The organism is Clostridium polynesiense (genome assembly GCF_000820705.1).
In the GTDB taxonomy this organism is placed as follows: Bacteria; Bacillota; Clostridia; order Clostridiales; family Clostridiaceae; genus Clostridium_AA; species Clostridium_AA polynesiense.
In genome coordinates this window covers 1-19,225 of the sequence record NZ_CCXI01000116.1, presented here as the reverse complement: position 1 = coordinate 19,225, position 19,225 = coordinate 1, and the positions used below count along the sequence as shown (strand labels likewise).

The 19,225-nt window shown below is 36.0% G+C and carries 13 protein-coding genes; all 13 read left to right on the top strand.

What is annotated here, in order from left to right; genetic code table 11:
* Positions 1-607: 607 nt before the first annotated feature.
* The 13 genes from TA89_RS11175 (at position 608) to TA89_RS11115 (ending at position 19,128) form a co-directional block, all read left to right on the top strand.
* Entirely contained in the window at positions 608-1,591 is a 984-nt protein-coding gene (locus TA89_RS11175) for an ABC transporter ATP-binding protein (protein ID WP_040213426.1), read from the top strand.
* Positions 1,584-2,609, top strand: a complete 1,026-nt coding sequence (locus TA89_RS11170; protein ID WP_242850125.1) for an ABC transporter ATP-binding protein — start codon at positions 1,584-1,586, stop codon at positions 2,607-2,609. Before TA89_RS11175 ends, TA89_RS11170 begins: the two co-directional genes overlap by 8 nt.
* Positions 2,602-3,564: an ABC transporter permease gene (locus tag TA89_RS11165; RefSeq protein WP_040213425.1), complete on the top strand. Its 963-nt coding sequence runs from the start codon at positions 2,602-2,604 to the stop codon at positions 3,562-3,564. The genes TA89_RS11170 and TA89_RS11165 overlap by 8 nt, the downstream gene beginning before the upstream one ends.
* A 33-nt stretch (positions 3,565-3,597) precedes the next feature.
* Entirely contained in the window at positions 3,598-4,443 is an 846-nt protein-coding gene (locus tag TA89_RS11160) for an ABC transporter permease (RefSeq protein ID WP_040213423.1), read from the top strand.
* Positions 4,444-4,452: 9 nt separating this feature from the next.
* Complete coding sequence (locus TA89_RS11155) at positions 4,453-6,060, top strand: N-acyl-D-amino-acid deacylase family protein (RefSeq protein ID WP_040213440.1); 1,608 nt, start codon at positions 4,453-4,455, stop codon at positions 6,058-6,060.
* 15 nt (positions 6,061-6,075) lie between these two features.
* On the top strand, positions 6,076-7,707 hold the full coding sequence (locus TA89_RS11150) for an ABC transporter substrate-binding protein (RefSeq protein WP_040213421.1): 1,632 nt from the start codon (positions 6,076-6,078) through the stop codon (positions 7,705-7,707).
* Between the two features lie 92 nt (positions 7,708-7,799).
* Positions 7,800-8,996, top strand: a complete 1,197-nt coding sequence (locus TA89_RS11145; protein ID WP_040213420.1) for a dipeptidase — start codon at positions 7,800-7,802, stop codon at positions 8,994-8,996.
* Between the two features lie 42 nt (positions 8,997-9,038).
* On the top strand, positions 9,039-10,244 hold the full coding sequence (locus TA89_RS11140; protein ID WP_040213419.1) for a dipeptidase: 1,206 nt from the start codon (positions 9,039-9,041) through the stop codon (positions 10,242-10,244).
* A 386-nt stretch (positions 10,245-10,630) separates the two neighbouring features.
* Entirely contained in the window at positions 10,631-12,373 is a 1,743-nt protein-coding gene (locus tag TA89_RS11135) for a M28 family peptidase (RefSeq protein ID WP_040213418.1), read from the top strand.
* Positions 12,374-12,536: 163 nt separating this feature from the next.
* Positions 12,537-14,594, top strand: coding sequence for a sigma-54 interaction domain-containing protein (locus tag TA89_RS11130; protein WP_040213417.1), 2,058 nt, complete (start codon positions 12,537-12,539; stop codon positions 14,592-14,594).
* 223 nt (positions 14,595-14,817) lie between these two features.
* The gene (locus tag TA89_RS11125; protein WP_052447454.1) at positions 14,818-17,745 is read left to right on the top strand and encodes a ligand-binding sensor domain-containing protein; all 2,928 of its coding nucleotides are present in this window, start codon (positions 14,818-14,820) and stop codon (positions 17,743-17,745) included.
* Between the two features lie 251 nt (positions 17,746-17,996).
* The gene (locus tag TA89_RS11120) at positions 17,997-18,836 is read left to right on the top strand and encodes a GGDEF domain-containing protein (RefSeq protein WP_040213416.1); all 840 of its coding nucleotides are present in this window, start codon (positions 17,997-17,999) and stop codon (positions 18,834-18,836) included.
* A 103-nt stretch (positions 18,837-18,939) separates the two neighbouring features.
* Positions 18,940-19,128 (top strand): hypothetical protein, encoded by a 189-nt coding sequence (locus tag TA89_RS11115; protein ID WP_040213415.1) that lies wholly within the window; start codon positions 18,940-18,942, stop codon positions 19,126-19,128.
* Positions 19,129-19,225 lie beyond the last annotated feature (97 nt).

The window sequence follows — 19,225 nt, the reverse complement described above, 5'->3', positions numbered from 1 at the left end:
CATACTCTAAATTAGGTGCTTTTAAAATAACTTAAAAGCACCTAAACAAACCCAATAATACATGGATTAAATAAGATTAAAATCACCAGTTAACATATTAAATTATGTAAACAGTATCAATTGTTAAATAATTTAAAATAATCCGTGAATATTATTAATTTAGTTTAACAGAATTTTGGCACGTTATTTGCTTTATATTCAATCTAACGCTTCACTTTGCTAAATTATTGAGTTAAATAATTAGGCTTATGAGTACCGTTTTTTCATAATCAGGATTGCTTCCTAAGTTGTTTAATTAAACAGTTTGATGTTGTAGAGGATAGACTAAGGCTTTGATTTTAATAAAACATCCGGAATTCTAAATATGGAAGAAATGAAGCGAACAGTGAGAAAAGAGGAAGATTTAATAAGATTTAATGATAAAGATTTTGAAAATCAAATTATTGCACAACTAAATTTTATTAATTAAAGCTTTGTAAATCAAATGTTTATAAACGAACCTTTATAGATTTTACATACTTAACAGGTTGAAACTTAAAATCGAAATTTCAAAGATTAAGATTAATACAATTGTGGAATTATATTTTTATATTTTGAGGTGAGTGATATGGCAAATTTACTGGAATTTAAAAATTACAGCATGGGTTTTAGAGACGATAATGGTGATGTTTATAATCTCCTAGACAAGGTTTCTTTTACTATAGAGGAAGGAAAAGCCTTAGGTATAGTAGGAGAATCCGGATGCGGAAAAAGCATGACAAGCCTTTCCATAATGCAGCTTCTTCCTGAGGCAGCGGTGGTTCAAGGAGGAGAGATAAATTATAAAGGGGAAAACCTTATAAACAGAACAAAGAAATCTATGGAAAGCGTTAGAGGTAAGGAAATATCCATGATATTTCAAGAACCTATGACATCATTAAATCCTGTGCTTACCATAGGATTTCAAATATCTGAGGTGCTAAAAAAACATTATCCTAAAATGTCAAAAGAGGAAATAAAGAAACGAGCTTTTCAACAGCTTGAAATGGTTGGAATATCTAATCCTGAAAAGAGGATGCTTCAGTATCCCCATGAATTTTCAGGTGGGATGAGACAGCGTGTAATGATAGCTATGGCTATGATATGCGGTCCAAGTCTTTTGATAGCTGATGAACCAACCACAGCATTAGATGTAACCATTCAGGCTCAAGTTTTAGATTTAATGCAGAAACTTAAAGATAAAGGATCTCTTATGCTTATAACTCACAACTTAGGCGTGGTGGCAGAAATATGTGATGAGGTAGTGGTGATGTATGCAGGAAGGGTGGTAGAAAAGGGGACTTTGGAGGATATATTTGAAAATCCTATCCATCCTTACACTAAAGGATTAATGGCTTCCATGCCTACTCTATCCTCTAGTAAAGATGAACTATATACCATACCGGGGAATGTACCTATAATTAAGAATTTTTCAAAGGGCTGCAGATTTTCTGAAAGGTGCAGGATTGCAGGTGAAAAATGTCCTAACTGCGAGCCGCCTTTGGTGCAGATAGGAGATAAGCATTATGTGCAATGCTTCAAAGCTGGAAAAGGGGGAGTGAACTTTGACTGAAGTTAAGGGGATTATTGAAAATGAAGAAAATAAAATTTTAGAAGTTAAGAATCTGACAAAATATTTTGATGTAAGCAGTGGGATTTTCTCAAAGAAAAGTTATGTACATGCTGTAGAGGATGTAAGCTTTGATTTATATAAAGGAGAAACCTTAGGAGTTGTAGGTGAATCAGGCTCAGGTAAATCAACCCTTGGAAGAGTGCTGATTAAGCTTCTTAAACCTACCTCCGGCGAAGTTTTATACAAAGATAGGGATATATCAAAGATAAGAGGAAAAGAATTCAAACCTATAAGAAGAGAGCTTCAGATGGTGTTTCAAGATCCTTATGCATCTTTAAATCCCAGATTTAAAATAGGGAATACTATTGCTGAGCCTTTATTAGCAAATAAAGTGTCGGGAGATGCTAAGTCCGTTCGTAAAACCGTAGAAGAACTTTTAGAACTTGTAGGACTGAAAAAAGAAATGTATGACAGATATCCTCATGAATTTTCCGGAGGACAGCGCCAAAGAATAAGTATAGCAAGAGCTATAGCTTTAAAGCCTAAGATTTTGGTGTGTGATGAAGCTGTGTCTGCTTTAGATGTATCAGTACAAGCTCAGATACTTAATTTATTTAATGAGCTTAAAAAGAAATTCAATTTTACTTATATATTTATAGGTCATGATTTATCAGTAGTGAAATATCTAAGTGACAGAATACTTGTTATGTATTTAGGAGAGGTAGTAGAGCTTGCCACTACAGAAAGCTTGTTTGAGAAAACTCTTCATCCTTATACTGAGGCATTAGTATCAGCAATACCGGAGCCTACTATTAGAAAAAAGACAAACCGTATTATTTTGAATGGCGATATACCTAGCCCACTTAACCCTCCCAGTGGGTGTAGGTTTGCCACAAGATGTTTTAAAGCCAGTGAGAGATGTAAAACCTCACATCCGGAATTAATAGAAGTAGAGCCTGGTCATTTTGTAAGATGTCATCATTATGATGTACGGAAGGAGGAGAAAATTAATGGCTAAGTATTTAACCAAAAGAGTATTAAAGGGACTTTTAACAATATTTGTTTCAGCAACTATTACATTTTTTATAATAAGACTTATGCCTTCAAATCCTGTAGATTTATTGGTTGATCCTAAGTTGGGGCCGGAGGCTCAGCAGGCAATGATGGCGGAATTTGGTTTGGATAAGCCTTTAGGAACACAGTACATAGTGTTTTTGAAGGATCTTTTAAAGGGAGATATGGGGATATCCTTTAAGACAAGAGAGCCGGTTACATCGGTTTTAATGCAGAAACTCCCTTGGACTATGCTGCTTTTGACAGTGGTGGTTATATTAGCATTAATCATAGGTATTCCCTTAGGAATATTAGCAGCTAAAAAAAGAAATAAATTTTTTGATAAATTTACAAATACCGTTATAATTTTCGGAATATCGATTTTTATACCCTTTTTATCCTTTGCTTTGTTATACATATTTGCATATTACTTAAAGGTGCTGCCTACAGGAGGTGCTTATACCCCTCCTCCGGGCAAGGGATTGGATTTTTACATAGATGTGGCAAAGCACGTGGCTCTTCCTGCACTTACGCTGCTTATAGGAGAAATTGCTACGATTATGCTTTATACGAGAAACAGTACTATAGATGTACTTAAGGAGGACTACATAAGAACAGCGGTATCAAAAGGATGGGATGATAAGTACGTTTTAAGAATACATGCCTTAAAAAATGCGCTTATTCCAACTATAACCATCATAGGTCTAAATATCAGCAAAATGATAGGAGGGGCTGTTATGACAGAAACCGTCTATGCATGGCCTGGAGTAGGAAGGTTGATTTATGATTCTGTTTCTGCTTTAGATTATCCGGTGCTGCAGGGAGCTTTCTTAATACTAGCTGTTACTGTGGTTTTAATGAATATAATCACTGACTTAGTTATTGCGTGGCTTGATCCACGAATAAAGCTGGAAGGCTAGTTTTGGTTATAAACCTATTTAGGAGGTAATTAAATGGAGAACAGAACATTTTTACAGGCTTTTTTGAAAAACAAAATGGCTATGGCAGGGGTTTTAGGTGTTTCTATTATAGTCATTCTCGGAGTTTTAGCACCCTCTATTGCACCCTATCCAAAAGGTTATGGACCGGAAATACTGCTTTCACCTTCAGCAGAACATTTTTTTGGAACAGATGGTCTTGGACTGGATATATTTGCTCAGGTAGTATGGGGAGCCAGAACCTCACTTTACGTATCCATGGTAGCGGTAGCTGTATCAGTTTTAATAGGAATACCGGCAGGATTAATATCCGGATATGCTAAGGGGTATTTAGGATCTTTGATAGATAGCATTATAGATATCTTTCTCACCCTTCCGGTACTTCCTTTAATGATTATAATAGCTGCCATAGTAGGTTCATCTATAACGAATGTGGCTGTGGTGATAGGGTTATTTTCCTGGCCTTCCCTTGCAAGGGTATGCAGAAACTCCACAATGAAGGTTTCTGAAATGCAGTATATAGAGGCTGCAAAATGCTCAGGAATATCTACAGCAGGGATCCTTTTTAAGCATATATTAATAAACATTGCAGGACCGGTGCTTGTTAACTTGACCCTGGTAATGGCGACCTCTGTATTGTCAGAATCAGGCTTAAGTTTCTTAGGCTTAGGAGATCCAACGGTTTGGTCCTGGGGAACTATACTGAAAAAGGCATGGGATGCCGGAGCGGTAATAGATACACCAAACCCCTGGTGGTGGTGGTTCTTTACGAGCTTCTTTATCATGATTTATGTTGCTTGCTTCAATTTCCTAGGAAATGGAATAAATGAAGCGTTGAATCCAAAAGGAAGGGAAGAGTAGGTGAAAAAAATGTATGACATCATAATTAGAAATGGATTGATAGTAGATGGAACAGGTAAAAAAGGCTTTATTGGAGACCTGGCGATTCAGGGAGACAGAATAAAAAGAATAAGCCCTCATATTGAGGAATCAGGAAGGCAGGAAATCCATGCTGAAGGGAAAGTAGTAATGCCGGGATATATTGACCCTCATGTTCATGAGGAGTGGGTGTGCTTTATAAAGGGAGGGTATGAGCTCTTCTTGCGTCAAGGTGTAACTACTGTTGTAAATGGCAATTGCGGGCATTCCATTGTTCCTGGTCCAAGAAAAAACATTTTGGATTATTACTGGGGAAATGGTCTTCTAAGCACTAAGCAGAGAGATGAATATAAAGAAAGATTTCCTGAATGGGAGGACTTTGAAGGATATGCAAAAGCTGCAGAAAAAAGCGGTACAAGCCTAAACTTCGTTACCTTATTAGGTCATGGAACCATAAGATGGTCTGTTATGGGAGGAGCTTATGACAGAAAGCCTACTCCTGAAGAGGAGGAGAAAATAGAAAAGATTATCAGACACAATATGGAGCAGGGAGCCTGGGGGATTTCCTTCGGTTTAGATTATGTGCCAAGTAGATATGCGGATATGGATGAACTGGTTAAGGTAACAAAGATAGTAAATGATTATGAAGGAGTGGCAGCTGCACATCTTAGACACGCTATTGGAATAAAGGAGGCTACAGAGGAGTTTTTAGAAGTGGGTAAAAGGTCCGGAGTAAAGCTTCAAGTATCTCATTTAAAGCCTACTTGTCCTGAAGCCTTTGAAGCAGCAAGGAAGGCTGCAGAGGAAACTAAAAAGGTACTCATAGATACCATTCCAAGAAGCACTGGACACTGTACAAGCAAGCCAAGGCTTATCCAATTTATCATGGCATTATCTGATGAATTATTTGCAGGAGGACCTGAGGGTGTCAAAAAAGCTCTGGCTACTAAGGAAGGCAGAGAACTTATAAAGCAGGATGCAACTATATTTGCAGGTGACAAAAGAGATAAATACATAATTTTATCGGAGGATCCTTCATTAGAAGGTAAATCAGTGGCGGAAATAGCAGAGGAAAGAAATCAGGATGCCGATGAATGCATGCTGGATTTGATTGCTGATGATAAACATTACGTTTTTTGGCTTGGAGGACCTTCCAGAGAAGATTTTCCTATGGAGGGACACTGTGAAGAGATAGTAAAAAATCCTTATGTATGTGTAGGAACAGATGAAATAATGGGTGATCCAGAAGATCCTTATGATTGGTATGAGCTTCAGAGAAATGGAGGATTCCCAATATTTATGAATATGTACAGATCAAAAGGAGTCCCTGTAGAAGAAATAATAAGAAGAAATACCTCTATGGTAGCACGACATTTTGGCATCAAAGAAAGAGGGGAACTTAAAGAAGGATATTTTGCTGATATAACTGTACTTGATATAGATAAATACAGCTTCCCATCGCCTCAAGAGATAGACTACAGAAAACCTCTTACTCATGCTGAAGGAGTGGATTCAGTTATAGTCAACGGAGAGATAGCATTATTAAAGGGAGAGCTTAAACTTCCTTATTCAGGTAGAGTTTTAAGAAAAAATAGATAAAAAGGGGAGATTTCAATGAAAAAGAAACGTTTATTTACGCTTATGGCTACAAGCCTTATGTTAGCGGTTACCATGCTTACAGGCTGCGGAGGTGGAGGAGAAACATCTGATGCAAATGTCAGTGCAAAGCCTCAGGTAGGAGGAAATCTAGTGGTTGGACTAACAGGAGACCCATATAATTTAGCTCCTTGGACAAATAACGATATGAATGCTTCTACGGTTATGGACTCTGTACTTCCTAAACTAATGACTACAGACGAAAAAGGAAACAAGGTACCTTACATAATTAAAGAATACAGTGCTAATGAAGATTCTACTGTATTTACTGTAACTATTCATGACGGTTTAAGCTGGCATGATGGAAAGCCTTTTACCACAGAGGATTTGGCATTTACAGCAAAATACACTGTGGACAAAAAGCTAGGCTATGGTGCAGATATGTATGCACCGGTGGAAAAGACTGAAATTGTAGATAAAACAACTATAAAATATCATTTAAAAGATACTACTATAAACTTTCTTACGCAGGCTGGCTATTGGGTACCAATAATGCCAAAGCATATTTACGAAAAAGTTGATGATCCAATGAATTATAAATTTGAAGGTTTAGGCTATGGACCTTATAAAGTAAAGGAATATAAAAAAGGTGAATATTATACCCTTGAAAGAGTTCCGGATTGGCCTCTTGCCAATGGTGGAAAAGGCGGATACCTTGAAACTGTTACCTTCAGGATTTTTCCAGATGCAAATGCTTTAACATTAGCAATAAAAAACGGAGAGGTAAATGTATCTGGGTCAGCTCTGCCTGTATCAGCACAAAAACAGTTAGAAGCATCATCAGACAGATTTGGTGTAATAAAGACTGACTCTTTAGGATATGGTTATTTCTCTTTTAACTATAAAAATGAGCTTTTAAAGGATGTAAATGTACGTAAGGCTATTGCACAAACAGTAGACAAAGATGCTATCTGCACTACCGCCATGCAGGGGGGAGCAAGAAAAATGGAGGGACCAATTTCCCCGGTTTATGCTGATTTAAATAAATCCGGTATAAAGTTCCCTGAATTCAGTATTGAGGATGCAAAGAAAACCCTAGAGGATGCAGGTTATAAGGATTCAGATAATGACGGAATTAGAGAAAAAGATGGTAAAAACCTTGAATTTGAGCTTATTTACCGTACTACTACCATGAATGTAGACTCTATAGCAAATATATTTAAGAGTAATGCAGAGAAGGCTGGTATAAAAATAAATTTAAAACCTGTGGATCCTGCAACATATACAGATAAGGTTGTTAAACAGAAAAACTTTGATATGAATGTTATTGAGTGGGGAGTAATAGATGACCCTGATACCTCCTTAAGCACTGTTTATCATTCAAAGTCTGATTTAAATATTATGTGCTATAAAAATGAAAAGATGGATCAGCTTCTTGAAGCATCAACAAAGGAAACTGATTATGAAAAACGTATAAAAATCATGGATGAATTCCAAAAGGAGTTTGTTAAGGAAATTCCTGCATTAAACAGCTGGGTTAAGACTAATGCTTACGGATATTCTAAAGAATTTGCAGGCTTTGAGTTGACTCCTGGACTTGTAGGATTAATGGAATCCAAAAATATAGTTAAGGTTTATAAAGCTAAATAGAATGGATTAGTGGATTTTAGGGGGAGATAGAATAAGAATATACAAAAAATCTATCTCCTCCGGATTAATTGAATTTTAGGTGGAGGTAGATTATGAAGGAAGGCTATAAAGGATACAAATCCTATGAATACCTGGATAAGAACAAAGACTATAAGAGCTTCGAGCTCTCAGATGAGTTAAATAGGGTGGAGCCTTATTTTATACCTTTAAATGAAGAGCAGGAAAAAAAGGTGAAGAGGATTATAGCTAACCATCCTGTGATTTCTCTCCACGATCATCCCAGTATAACTCCTAAGGATGTTAAAGAGCTTATGGATTATGAAAGGGAAGGCAGAGAATGTACTGCCTTTGAAGGATTAGCCCATTCAGCCTGGGATGCTGTCTTTGACAATATGATGGATGGAACCTGCGTTATAAGCTCAAAGGCAGGATGGAAGTGGACAGATGTAATTCATGATATAGGTATTCGCTCCTGTGATATAGCCCATCAGGATTTTCTCATAAAAGGCAGTTCCGTAGAGGATATATATAAAGCCAAGGCTGAAGGTAAAGTAGCCTGGTTTATATCCTTAGAAAGCGCTACTATGATTGAAAACGAACTGGATAGGATAGAAATTTTATATGGACTAGGTGCAAGAATGATGGGGATTACATATAGTGAATCCAATAGTTTAGGTTCAGGACTTAAGGAAAAGTACGATGGAGGACTAACCTCTTTCGGTGCTGAAGCTGTGGAAAGAATGAATAAAATAGGTATGGCTATAGATGTTTCCCACTGCGGAGATGTTACTGCTATGGATACTATAAGGACAAGTAAAAAGCCTGTTTTTATAACCCATGTGGGAGCAAGAAGCCTTTGGAACATGAAAAGACTGAAGCCTGACGATGTAATTAAGGCCTGTGCTGAAAGAGGCGGAGTTATAGGCATCGAGGCTGCACCGCACACCACTATCACTAAAAAGCACTGCAGACATGATATAGAATCCTTTATGGAGCATTTTGAGTATATTGCAGAACTGGCGGGGATAGATCATGTTGCCTTTGGTCCCGACTGTTTATATGGAGATCATGTAGGACTTCATAACTTATTTAGCAGTAATATGTCTATTGGAGAAAACACTAAAGGGGATGCCTTTCCTTATGTAGATTATGTAAAGGGTCTGGAAAATACCACAGAGGCCTCCCACAACATAATAAGATGGCTGGTAAAGCACAATTACAGTGAAGAGGATATCAGAAAGGTCTTAGGAGGAAATATAATAAGGACTTTAAAGGAAGTCTGGATATAAGAATATCCTATATAATAGAAAAATCAAACTGGAGGAATAAGCATGGGATTAAACAAAAAATATGACGGATATAAGGCTTATGATTATTTAGAAAAGGGAAAGGATTATGTGGAATTTAAGACTCCAAAGGGAATAGGCAGGGTGGAAGAATATTATGTACCTCTTTCAGCGGAAGAGGAAAAAAGAGTTCTTGATTTAGCTGAAAAATGTATTTTTATTTCACTTCATGACCATCCGGTATTTTTCCCTGAGGATATGTCAAGGGTTTTTGAATATAACAGAGAGGGAAGACAGCTTGCAGATTATGAATCTTTGTCTAAGTCCTACTTAGATGGAATATTTGATAATCTTATGGATGGAACCTGTACTATCTCCTCTAAAAACGGATGGAAATGGAATGATGTGCTTCAGGATTTAGGATTAAGATTATGTGATTTAGCTCATCAGGATTTTATCATAAGATGTGAAAAGGTGGAAGATATAAGAAGAGCTCACAGAGAAGGAAAGCTTGCGCTTATTCCAACTATTGAGGGCGGAGCAATGCTGGAAAATGAAGTTGATCGTGTGGAAATACTTTATGGCTTTGGAGTAAGGCTCATGGGAATAACCTACAGCGAATCTAATTCCTTAGGGTCAGGGCTTAAGGAGAAAAATGACGGGGGTCTTACTGCCCTGGGGTACAAGGTTGTTGAACGTATGAATAAGGTAGGAATGGCAATAGATTGTTCTCACGTGGGAGATAAGACAACTATGGACGTCATAGAAGCAAGTACAAAGCCAATTTTCTTATCCCACTGCGGAGCCAGAGCTCTTTGGGAGAGTAATAGACTTAAACCTGATGAGGTTCTTAAGGCTTGTGCGGCAAAAGGAGGAGTTATAGGAATAGAGGCAGCTCCACACACAACCTTAACTGCTAACAATTTAGCTCATAATATAGATTCCTTTATGGAGCATTTTGAATATATAAAGGATTTAGTTGGTATTGACCATGTTGCTTTTGGGCCTGACACTCTTTACGGAGATCATGTAGGTCTTCATCATGCCTTTACTGCTAACTTGTCTATAGATAAGGTGAATAAAGGAACTTTACCTTATGATGAGGTAGAGTATGTAAAGGGACTGGAAAATCCTACTGAGGCATCAATAAATATCCTCAGGTGGCTAGTGAAGCATAATTACAGTGATGAAGATATTAAAAAAGTGTTAGGAGAAAACATATTAAGAGTACTTGAAGAGGTTTGGGTTTAAAAACATATAGGATTTAATATATATCCCTTATATAAAATATATAAATTTATCAGAATGTAAAGGTCTAGCTTTCTAGATCTTTACATTTATCTTATTATCAGCTTTACTATACTTTATTCAATTTTTTAGAAAAGTCTTTCAAGGAAAATATATAATATTTGAGTTATAATATATTATAGTTTAATGAAATTAATACAAATGCTATAGTTTTATTGAGTGCAAATTAATGTCGTTGTTTTATGCCGTGGAAAGAATATAATGGTTTTATTGAAGGTAAATAAATATTATGATTAGTGAAATACATAAAAATATTGAATCTTAATAGAAGATAATAAACTTACAACTATAGTAGTTTTGTTAAATATGAATTTAATTGGAGGAGTATTATGCTGCTGCCTGAGGAAAGGGAAATTTTACAACAATTGAATTTTGAGGAGTCCGATAAACTTCTTCACCGCTTCAGTGATCTTTATAGGCATTCAGGAAGTGAAGAGGAGAAAACTGCAGCTTATTATATTTCTGAAAGACTGAGGAGTTTTGGTGTTGATCACGAAATCCTTTGGCCGGAGCTTTATTTGAGTAATCCTGTTAAAGCTGAGATTAAAATTATCGGAAAGGAAATGGACATTAAGGTGAAGACACCTGCTTTTTCCATGTCTACCGGAGAAAAGTGGATTGATGGGGAAATGGTATTTGCAGCTTCTGTGCCTACTCCTTATGCTTTAGATAGTTTTGAATATAATCTGAATTTTGAACAGAACCCAAAAGGGAAAATAGTAGTTTGTGAAGGAGTGCCCTCTCCGGTAAAGGTAAATGATATCATTGTTCAGGGGGGAGTGGCAGCTATTTTTGTTCAGCCAGGTAAAGATATACATCAATGTACCTGTACTTCAATTTGGGGTTCGCCGGGGTTAGAAGACTTCAATAATAACATAAGAATTCCTGTGGTTTCTATTAACAGTCAGCAGGGGAAAAAGCTTATACATATGTTGAAAAAGGAAAAGTTAAGAGCTGCTATTAAAACTTCCTTGGTAGAGGGCTGGAAAAAGTGTCCTTTAGTATTGGCTAAAATAGGAGGAAAAGTCGATACGGACAAGTTTATACTGCTGCATGGACATATAGATTCCTGGTATGCCGGAATTGGAGATAATGCATTAGGAGATGCTGCTTTACTGGAAATAGCCAGAGTTTTAAAACAAAATGCAGGATATATGAAAAGAAAGGTATGGATAGCATGGTGGCCGGGACATTCCAACGGAAGGTTTGCAGGATCTACCTGGTTTGCAGATAATTATGCCATGGAGCTATACAGAAATTGTGTGTGTCAAATAAATTGCGAGTCACCAGGCTGCAAGGATGCTGATACCTATGAAAATATAATGTGGACTGAGGATGTGGATGATTTTTGCCGATCTTTAGTGGAAGAGGTTACAGGAATTACTCCTAAGTGGGCAAGACCGCTGCGTGCAGGGGATTACTCCTTTAATAATATAGGAATTACTTCTATGTTTATGAGGAGCTCTGCCATAGGAGAAGATAAAATAAAGGATCTGGGATATTACGAGGTATATGGTTCAGGAGGAAATATTGAATGGCATACTGAAAAAGATGATATGAGAGTGGTAGATGAAAAAAACTTTATGCGGGATATAAAGCTGTATCTGGCGGCTCTGTTAAAATTGTGCCATTCTCCCATTCTTCCTATAGACATAAGGACAATGCTTCAGTCTATGGAAAAGTATGTTAGGCAGTATGAGGATTTTTCACAGGGGCTTTTTAACTTTTCTCCGGTATTTGAAGGAATAAGAAGCCTTAGTGAAGCTTTAGAAAATTTTTATAAAAGTGCGGATGAGATTAAAAGCTGCAAGGAAAAGGCTGAGGTTATAAATAACGCTATTATTAAGGTTCAAAGGAAATTAATCAGAATTAATTATACAAAGAGGGAAGAATTTAATCATGATCAGTCGGTATTGATGCCCCCTGTTCCTCTTTTGGCAGATATATTAAAGATTAAGTCCTTAAATGCAGAGGAAAGGAAGTTTCTTGTGACAGGACTTGTAAGAGCAAGGAATAGAGTTGTTTATTCCCTATTAGAATGTGAAGAATATCTAAAGGACATAACTTTTTGAGGTTATGTCTTTTAAATATAAAATGAAAGGTACAATGAGGCTTATTTGAGAGGTATAATATATATTAATAATAATTGGGTATAATTTATTGGTTCTTGTTTTAATAGTAAAAAGAATAATATATCAGTTAAGTACAATTTTTAAGGGGGATGGGAGGGATTTAATGTTTAGAAGCAGAATTGCAATTGTATCAGGAGATGAAAAAATTAATTTAAGCTATAAAAAGCAATTAGAAGCGATATTCGAAAAGGATGTTGAAATAGTTCTGCTGAGTTTAAAGGACGGGGCTGAAAGCTATCTTGGATTTGACTTAATATTATCAGCAAGTCCCGCGTTGTATGATGAGGTTAAAAGTAAAGCGCCTCTTAATGTGGAAGTAATAAATATTGTGAGAAGTATAAACCTTTTAGAACTCAATAAAATACTAAGTATGGACAGTGGGAAGAACGCTTTGGTAGTAAGCAATATACTGCATTCTGCTCAAGAAACCATAGACCTCTTAAAGGAGCTTGGGTTAAATAAAATAAATTATATTCCTTATGCTCCGGGTTGTCACCGTGCTGAAGAATTGATATCCAAATCGGATTTTGCAATTGCTGCAGGGACTTCTCATTATGTGCCTGAAGAAATAGATAACGTAATTGATTTAGGCAATAAAATCATAGATATTTCCACTATAGTGAGGATTCTTCTCCATTTGGATTTACCCATAGAGAGAATTAACTTATTCACCATGAGATACCTTAAGGTGATTATATCCTTAAATAGGAAAATAAGTGATTTGAGATCCACCCTTATAGGGGTTTTAGATGCCTCTACCGATGGAATATTAGCTATTGACTGGCAGTATAACATAACCTTTAAAAATAATGTATTGGAGAAGTTTTTAAACTGCCGTAAAAGCATGATTATAGGAGATAATATCTCTAAGTACATAAATGATAAAGAGATACTGGATTTTATTAAAAGCTACGAAAATAAAACCAGTGAAGTTTTTAAAATTAATAATAAGGATATTATCCTCCATAAGAATTATTTAAAAAGCGATGATAAGATAACAGGAAAGGTAATAAGCTTCAGCTATGTATCAGACATCCAGGATATAGAAAAGGAAATAAGGAAAAAGCTAAGTATAAAAGGTAATGTTGCAAGGTATGATTTTTGCGATATCATAGGATCCAGCAAGCCTATAAAGAGTGCTACAGATATTTCAAAAAAAGCAGCGAAAACTGATTTATCTGTGCTTTTACTTGGAGAAAATGGAACAGGTAAGGAGCTTTTTGCCCAAGCTATTCACAGAAATTCCCTAAGAAGCAATGGCCCCTTTGTGGCAGCAAACTTTGCCGCTCTTTCTGAAGGTCTTATTGAAAGTGAGCTTTTTGGGTATGAGGATGGAGCCTTCACAGGAGCAAAAAAGGGCGGCAAGCCGGGACTCTTCGAATTAGCACATATGGGGACAATATTTCTTGATGAAATTGGAGATGCTCCATTAAGCCTTCAGGCAAAGCTTCTTAGAGTGATTCAGGAAAAGGAAGTACTTAGAGTAGGAGGGATAAGTCCTATTTCTATAGATGTAAGGGTTATTGCCGCTACAAATAGAGACCTTAAAAGTATGATAAATGATAATTTATTCAGAAGGGATTTATACTATAGGCTAAATACCATTACTATAAAGGTTCCTTCTTTAAGAGAAAGAAAAGAGGACATTCCTGAAATCATAAGGTATTATAATAAAACCCTTTATAAAAAGAAGTGCTTTTCAAAAGAAGCCTTTGATCTCATAATGGAGTATAACTGGCCTGGAAATGTCAGAGAACTTCAAAATCTTATACAATATACCGTTGAAATAGTAGAGGATGAATGTGTACAAGCAGAGGATCTGCCGATAGATATTTTAGAATCCATAGAAGCAGGGCATAAGCAGGAACAGTGCGATGAGGATATAGTAAACTTCATAGAAAATCATGATAACATAAATCTTATTCAGGAAATTTTAAATCAGCTGTATCTTGCAGAACTTCAATATAAAAGGGCAAGCAGAGCCTACCTTGAGGAGTGTCTATGTGAAAAAGGGATACCTGCAACTATAAATATCATTAGAAGAGTGCTTACAGAACTGGAGGAACTTGAATTGGTAAATATAGGAAGTACAAAGCAAGGTACCAAGATAACCTCCAAAGGGAGAGCTTTTTTGGAAAAGCTTAGAAGGTGTTCAAGGTAAAAAGGATTAAAGGGAATAAAAGGGAGTACCCCTGGGGTGCTTACATTAAATGTAAGCGCCCCAGGGGTACTCCCTTTTATTTACACATATATTTTTTATAAAAATTTAAGACAAATTAAATCTAAAATTAAACCAAATACTTATTCTATGTGTATTGATATGCTTTAAATAGGTGTAAAGGTTTACCTTTTCAGGGGTTTATAAAATTTATAGGAGGTATAAAATGAAAAGTTCTTTATTCAAAAAACATCTAAGCAGATTGTTGACAGTATTTTTTGCAGCTTCATTCATAACTACAGCTTCCGGCGAAGGAGTTAAAGCAGCGGAAGGTATACCGAAAGATTTCAGTAATCTTCAGTATATAAGCACTCCTATTCAGGCTGTTCAGACACTGGATGCGGTATATGGAACAGAAAATGGAAACAATGTAGCCTATACTACAGTTTCAGGTAGTTCTAGCTCAGGAGTTCCCGCTATGTTTAATGTGGTGGATTTAGATAATAAGGTTCCACTAAAATCTTTTCCTCTGGAAGGAACCTCTAGTGCGTGGACTCATGTAAAAACCGATGATGGAAGTGTTTATATAGGTTCAGCTAATAAGCTTTTTAAATATTCTCCACAAGAGAACAAGGTAGTAGATTTAGGAGTTCCAACTCCTGGAGTATCAAGTTTATGGGCGTTAACCACCGATGGGGTTAATGTGTATGGAGGAGGATTTCCTACAGGAACTCTGTTTAAATACGATCCTGCAGCAAACAAATTCACAGACTATGGACGAGTTGATGATGGTACAGCTCCAGGAGATGATGGAAAGCCTGAAGATTATATAAGGTCTATAGCATATTATAAGGGACATGTGTATGCAGGTACAGGTTCTCTTAACGGAAGGATATGGAAGATAAATCCTGAAACCGGGGAAAAGGTTAGGATTGAAATTCCAGGACCAACTGACAGACCCGAATATAAAGGAAAGTATAACAGTATGGGATTTGTATACGGTGTTACCGTAGTTAGAAATTATCTATTCGTATTCTTTAACGGACCTCTTATTTCCTTAGTTTATGATATGGATAAACAGCAGTGGACTGATGATGTTCTTCCTAATGTTAGAGGATTAGTAGCTACCAGTGGTGAAGTTGATGGTAAAGTGTATTACTCAAATAAGGACGGAAACCTATACAGCTTTAATTTAGAATCAAAGGCGATTGAGAAGGTTATGCCTTTTGATGCTTCACTGAGAAACAGTGCATTGATAAACCTTAAGAATGATAGTGAATTTGGTGACAATACCTTTGTAGCCTTAAATTATGGAGGAAACTTTACTTTAATAGACTTTAAAACAGGCAAAAAGGGAAGTACCCCTACTTTAGTAGAGGCACAGGCTAATGCCATACAATCCGTGGAAAAAGATTCTCAAGGGAAAATATATATAAGCGGATATATGGGAAGTCAGGGAATCCAGTATAATCCGGAAACCGGTGAAAGCTATTCTTTCCCTATAGGTCAGGTTGAAGGAATGGTTGGACTTGGAGATAAGATGTATTTCGGAGTATATCCTAAAGCAGAAATTTATGAAATGGATATAACAACAAAAGGAGCCAAGCCTGTAAAGATAAAGAATCTTGAAAATGAACAGGATAGGCCTTTTGCCATGGAGACAGGAGATAATAAACTCTTTGTAGGTACTGTACCGGGTTATGGACAGCATGGAGGCGCTTTATCTATTTATGATACTATAAATAAAACATGGCAGATACACAGAAATGTGGTACAGGATCAAAGTATAGTTGGACTTGCTTATAAGGATGGTAAGGTATATGGTTCTACCTCTATATCAGGAGGATTAGGAATAGAGCCAATTACAAGCAGAGCTAAGATATTTGTTTGGGATGCAGTTAAAGGAGAAAAGCTTCAGGAATTAGATTTGAACCTTCCCGGATTAAATAATGTACCTATGATAGGGGGATTAACCATAGGACCTGATGGTTTGTTATGGGGAGCTGCAAATGGATTTATATTTGCTATGGATACAAATACTATGAAGGTAGTTAAATATAAGAATATATATCCTGAAGTTGATAACTATGGAAAGTGGAGACCGGTATACATGAAGTGGTCTAAGGATGGTTTCCTATATGCAAATTTAGGAAGTAAGCTTACAATTATAAATCCTGAAACCCTAGAGTCCAAATTTATAGAAAATACTTCAATTTTCACTGTTGGCAATGATGATAACATTTATTTATCTAAAGGAGTAAGATTCTATAAGATAAATGTTACAGATAAAATACTGGTGAATAAAGATGATTTGAAGAAGCAGATTTACTTAACAGCAGAAATTTATAAAAATTCAGTAATAGGAGTGGAAGTAGGAAAATATCCTGTGGAAGCTGCAGCAGCATTAGAAAAAGAGTTGGCAGAAGCTGAAGCAGTATTTAATAAGGCAGAAGCTCTTCAGCAGGAGGTAGACAGTGCTCTTGAAGAATTAAAGCTTGCAGCAGCAACTTTCCAAAACTCCAAATTAGCTGCTCCTGGAATAAGTAAAATTCAGCTTATGGAAATGATTGAAAAAGCAGGATCATCAAAGGATAAAAAATTAGTTCTTCCTCAATCTGATTCTTTAATAAACAATATGGAGCTTTCTATGGATATAGTGGGAGCTGCGGCAGAAAAGGGAATAATCTTCTCCATGAATATTGAGGATACTGTGACAGAACTTCCAGCAGCAGGGATAAGCCTAAGCAATCTTGATATGGACAAGACCATATTGAATATTTCTATAAAAGACTTAGATACTGAAACTCAAAAATCCTTAAGCAAAATAAAGTTCCCTAAGCTTAAGCATGTAGGAAATATGAAGGATATTGTTATAAAGGTTACAGATATACAAAAGAACACTATTAAAGATATAGTAGAGCTTAGAAATAATGAAAAGCTTACTATTAAGTTTAAACTCAGCCCAGAAGATATTAAAGGAAACATTTTAAACGGGAAAAAATCATTAGATGGATATGTATTAGAAACTGCTAACAGCCATTGGAGTTTGCTTGGAGGTGTTTTCGAACCTCAGAATAATACCCTAACCTTCCAAAGCAATAAAGCAGGAACTTTTACATCAGCTTACCAAGTAGGCGGCGGTAACAGAAAATAAAAACTTACAGTAAATGTAATCACCCCAGGGGAGGTTCCATTTCATGGAACCACCCCTGGGGTGATTACATTTATTTCCTATATCCAAATTATAAAATTAATAACTAAATAATGGAATTACATTGCATGTATATGGAGAATACTGTAAAATTCTATATAGATTACTTAATGTTGAAATGTCATCTAATTATTTTAATAAGGTAGAGAGGGTTAGAAAATCACTAATAGTAAGGGGTATGGGAGTGATAATAAATGGATATATGGAATGGAGCTATAGAAAAGATTTCTGGAATTAAAGGGCTCTATGATTTTATTCGCATTGTAGATCCATTTGAAAAAAGAGTTATTTGCGGGGATTTGGAGCATCAAAGAGAAGAGGTCCGATGCTACGAATTTTGGGATAAAGGAGAAATATGTTCAAACTGTACCGCTGCCAGAGCTATTATAGAGGGAGACAATGCTGTAAAGCTAGAGATGAGCAATGGTAGATTGTATTTCATTACGTCTTCACCTTTAAACCTCAAAGGTAAAAATTATGTAGTGGAGTTAATAAGAGACATAACTCATAGCAAAGAATTTAAAACCGAAAATTGTTATCTTAAAGTAGGATCATTAACTAAAAGGCTTAATGATAGTATCATAATGGATAAGCTTACTGGGATTTATAATAGAAGCTACATCAAAGAAAGGTTACCGGTAGATATCTATTTTAATCATATAAATAATATTCCTATTTCTTTAGCTGCATGCAAAGTTACTAACTATGAAGACATTATTTGTAAATATGGAAATGCAGCTGGGGATTTAGTCTTAAAGGAAACTTCAAAGATCATTACAGATAATTTAAAGTCTGAGATGAATTGGTCCGGTACATTGAGGAAGGGTATCTTCTTAATAGTGCTGAATACTGTAACAAAGGAATTGGCAGAGGAAATATGTTCTAAAATAAGATTTCAAATTAATAATTACGGAATAAACTATGAAGATAATTTAATTCAAATTACTTCAGATTATAAACTTATACCTATACAGGAAGAGATAGTTCAGAAAGATATTAGAGCTGTTTTTTATATTGCAGATAAAGCCTATTAGGTGTAAGGAATGAATTTAATATGGGTGAATTTCCAGCAGGCTTTATAACTACAGTTATAAAGGTAGTATTGAGCAATTATGGTAGAAGATATCGGAGGTTAACATGAAAGATGTAGATATTGAGTTGGTACAGTTAGATAAGTATATTTCTGAACTTAGAAATTTACTTAATGAGGTAAGCATAACATCGGATGAAGAGGAAGCAAGATTAATGATTAGCGAATGTTTGGACGAGCTTATAGTGATATATATGAAAATGTTGAGGGCCAAAAAAGAGAATTCATTGGTATGATATGGTAATAAATGGGGCTACCCCTGGGGTGCTTCCTTTTTAAGGAAGCACCCCAGGGGTAGCCCCATTACTGTAAAATCCGACATAAATAGAGGAG

Bases quoted from the DNA above. Each gene is read 5' to 3' on its own strand.
- TA89_RS11115 (WP_040213415.1), top strand. From the start codon at position 18,940: ATGAAAGATGTAGATATTGAGTTGGTACAGTTAGATAAGTATATTTCT.
- TA89_RS11140 (WP_040213419.1), top strand. From the start codon at position 9,039: ATGGGATTAAACAAAAAATATGACGGATATAAGGCTTATGATTATTTA.
- TA89_RS11165 (WP_040213425.1), top strand. From the start codon at position 2,602: ATGGCTAAGTATTTAACCAAAAGAGTATTAAAGGGACTTTTAACAATA.
- TA89_RS11130 (WP_040213417.1), top strand. From the start codon at position 12,537: ATGTTTAGAAGCAGAATTGCAATTGTATCAGGAGATGAAAAAATTAAT.
- TA89_RS11155 (WP_040213440.1), top strand. From the start codon at position 4,453: ATGTATGACATCATAATTAGAAATGGATTGATAGTAGATGGAACAGGT.
- TA89_RS11160 (WP_040213423.1), top strand. From the start codon at position 3,598: ATGGAGAACAGAACATTTTTACAGGCTTTTTTGAAAAACAAAATGGCT.
- TA89_RS11145 (WP_040213420.1), top strand. From the start codon at position 7,800: ATGAAGGAAGGCTATAAAGGATACAAATCCTATGAATACCTGGATAAG.
- TA89_RS11175 (WP_040213426.1), top strand. From the start codon at position 608: ATGGCAAATTTACTGGAATTTAAAAATTACAGCATGGGTTTTAGAGAC.
- TA89_RS11125 (WP_052447454.1), top strand. From the start codon at position 14,818: ATGAAAAGTTCTTTATTCAAAAAACATCTAAGCAGATTGTTGACAGTA.
- TA89_RS11150 (WP_040213421.1), top strand. From the start codon at position 6,076: ATGAAAAAGAAACGTTTATTTACGCTTATGGCTACAAGCCTTATGTTA.
- TA89_RS11120 (WP_040213416.1), top strand. From the start codon at position 17,997: ATGGATATATGGAATGGAGCTATAGAAAAGATTTCTGGAATTAAAGGG.
- TA89_RS11135 (WP_040213418.1), top strand. From the start codon at position 10,631: ATGCTGCTGCCTGAGGAAAGGGAAATTTTACAACAATTGAATTTTGAG.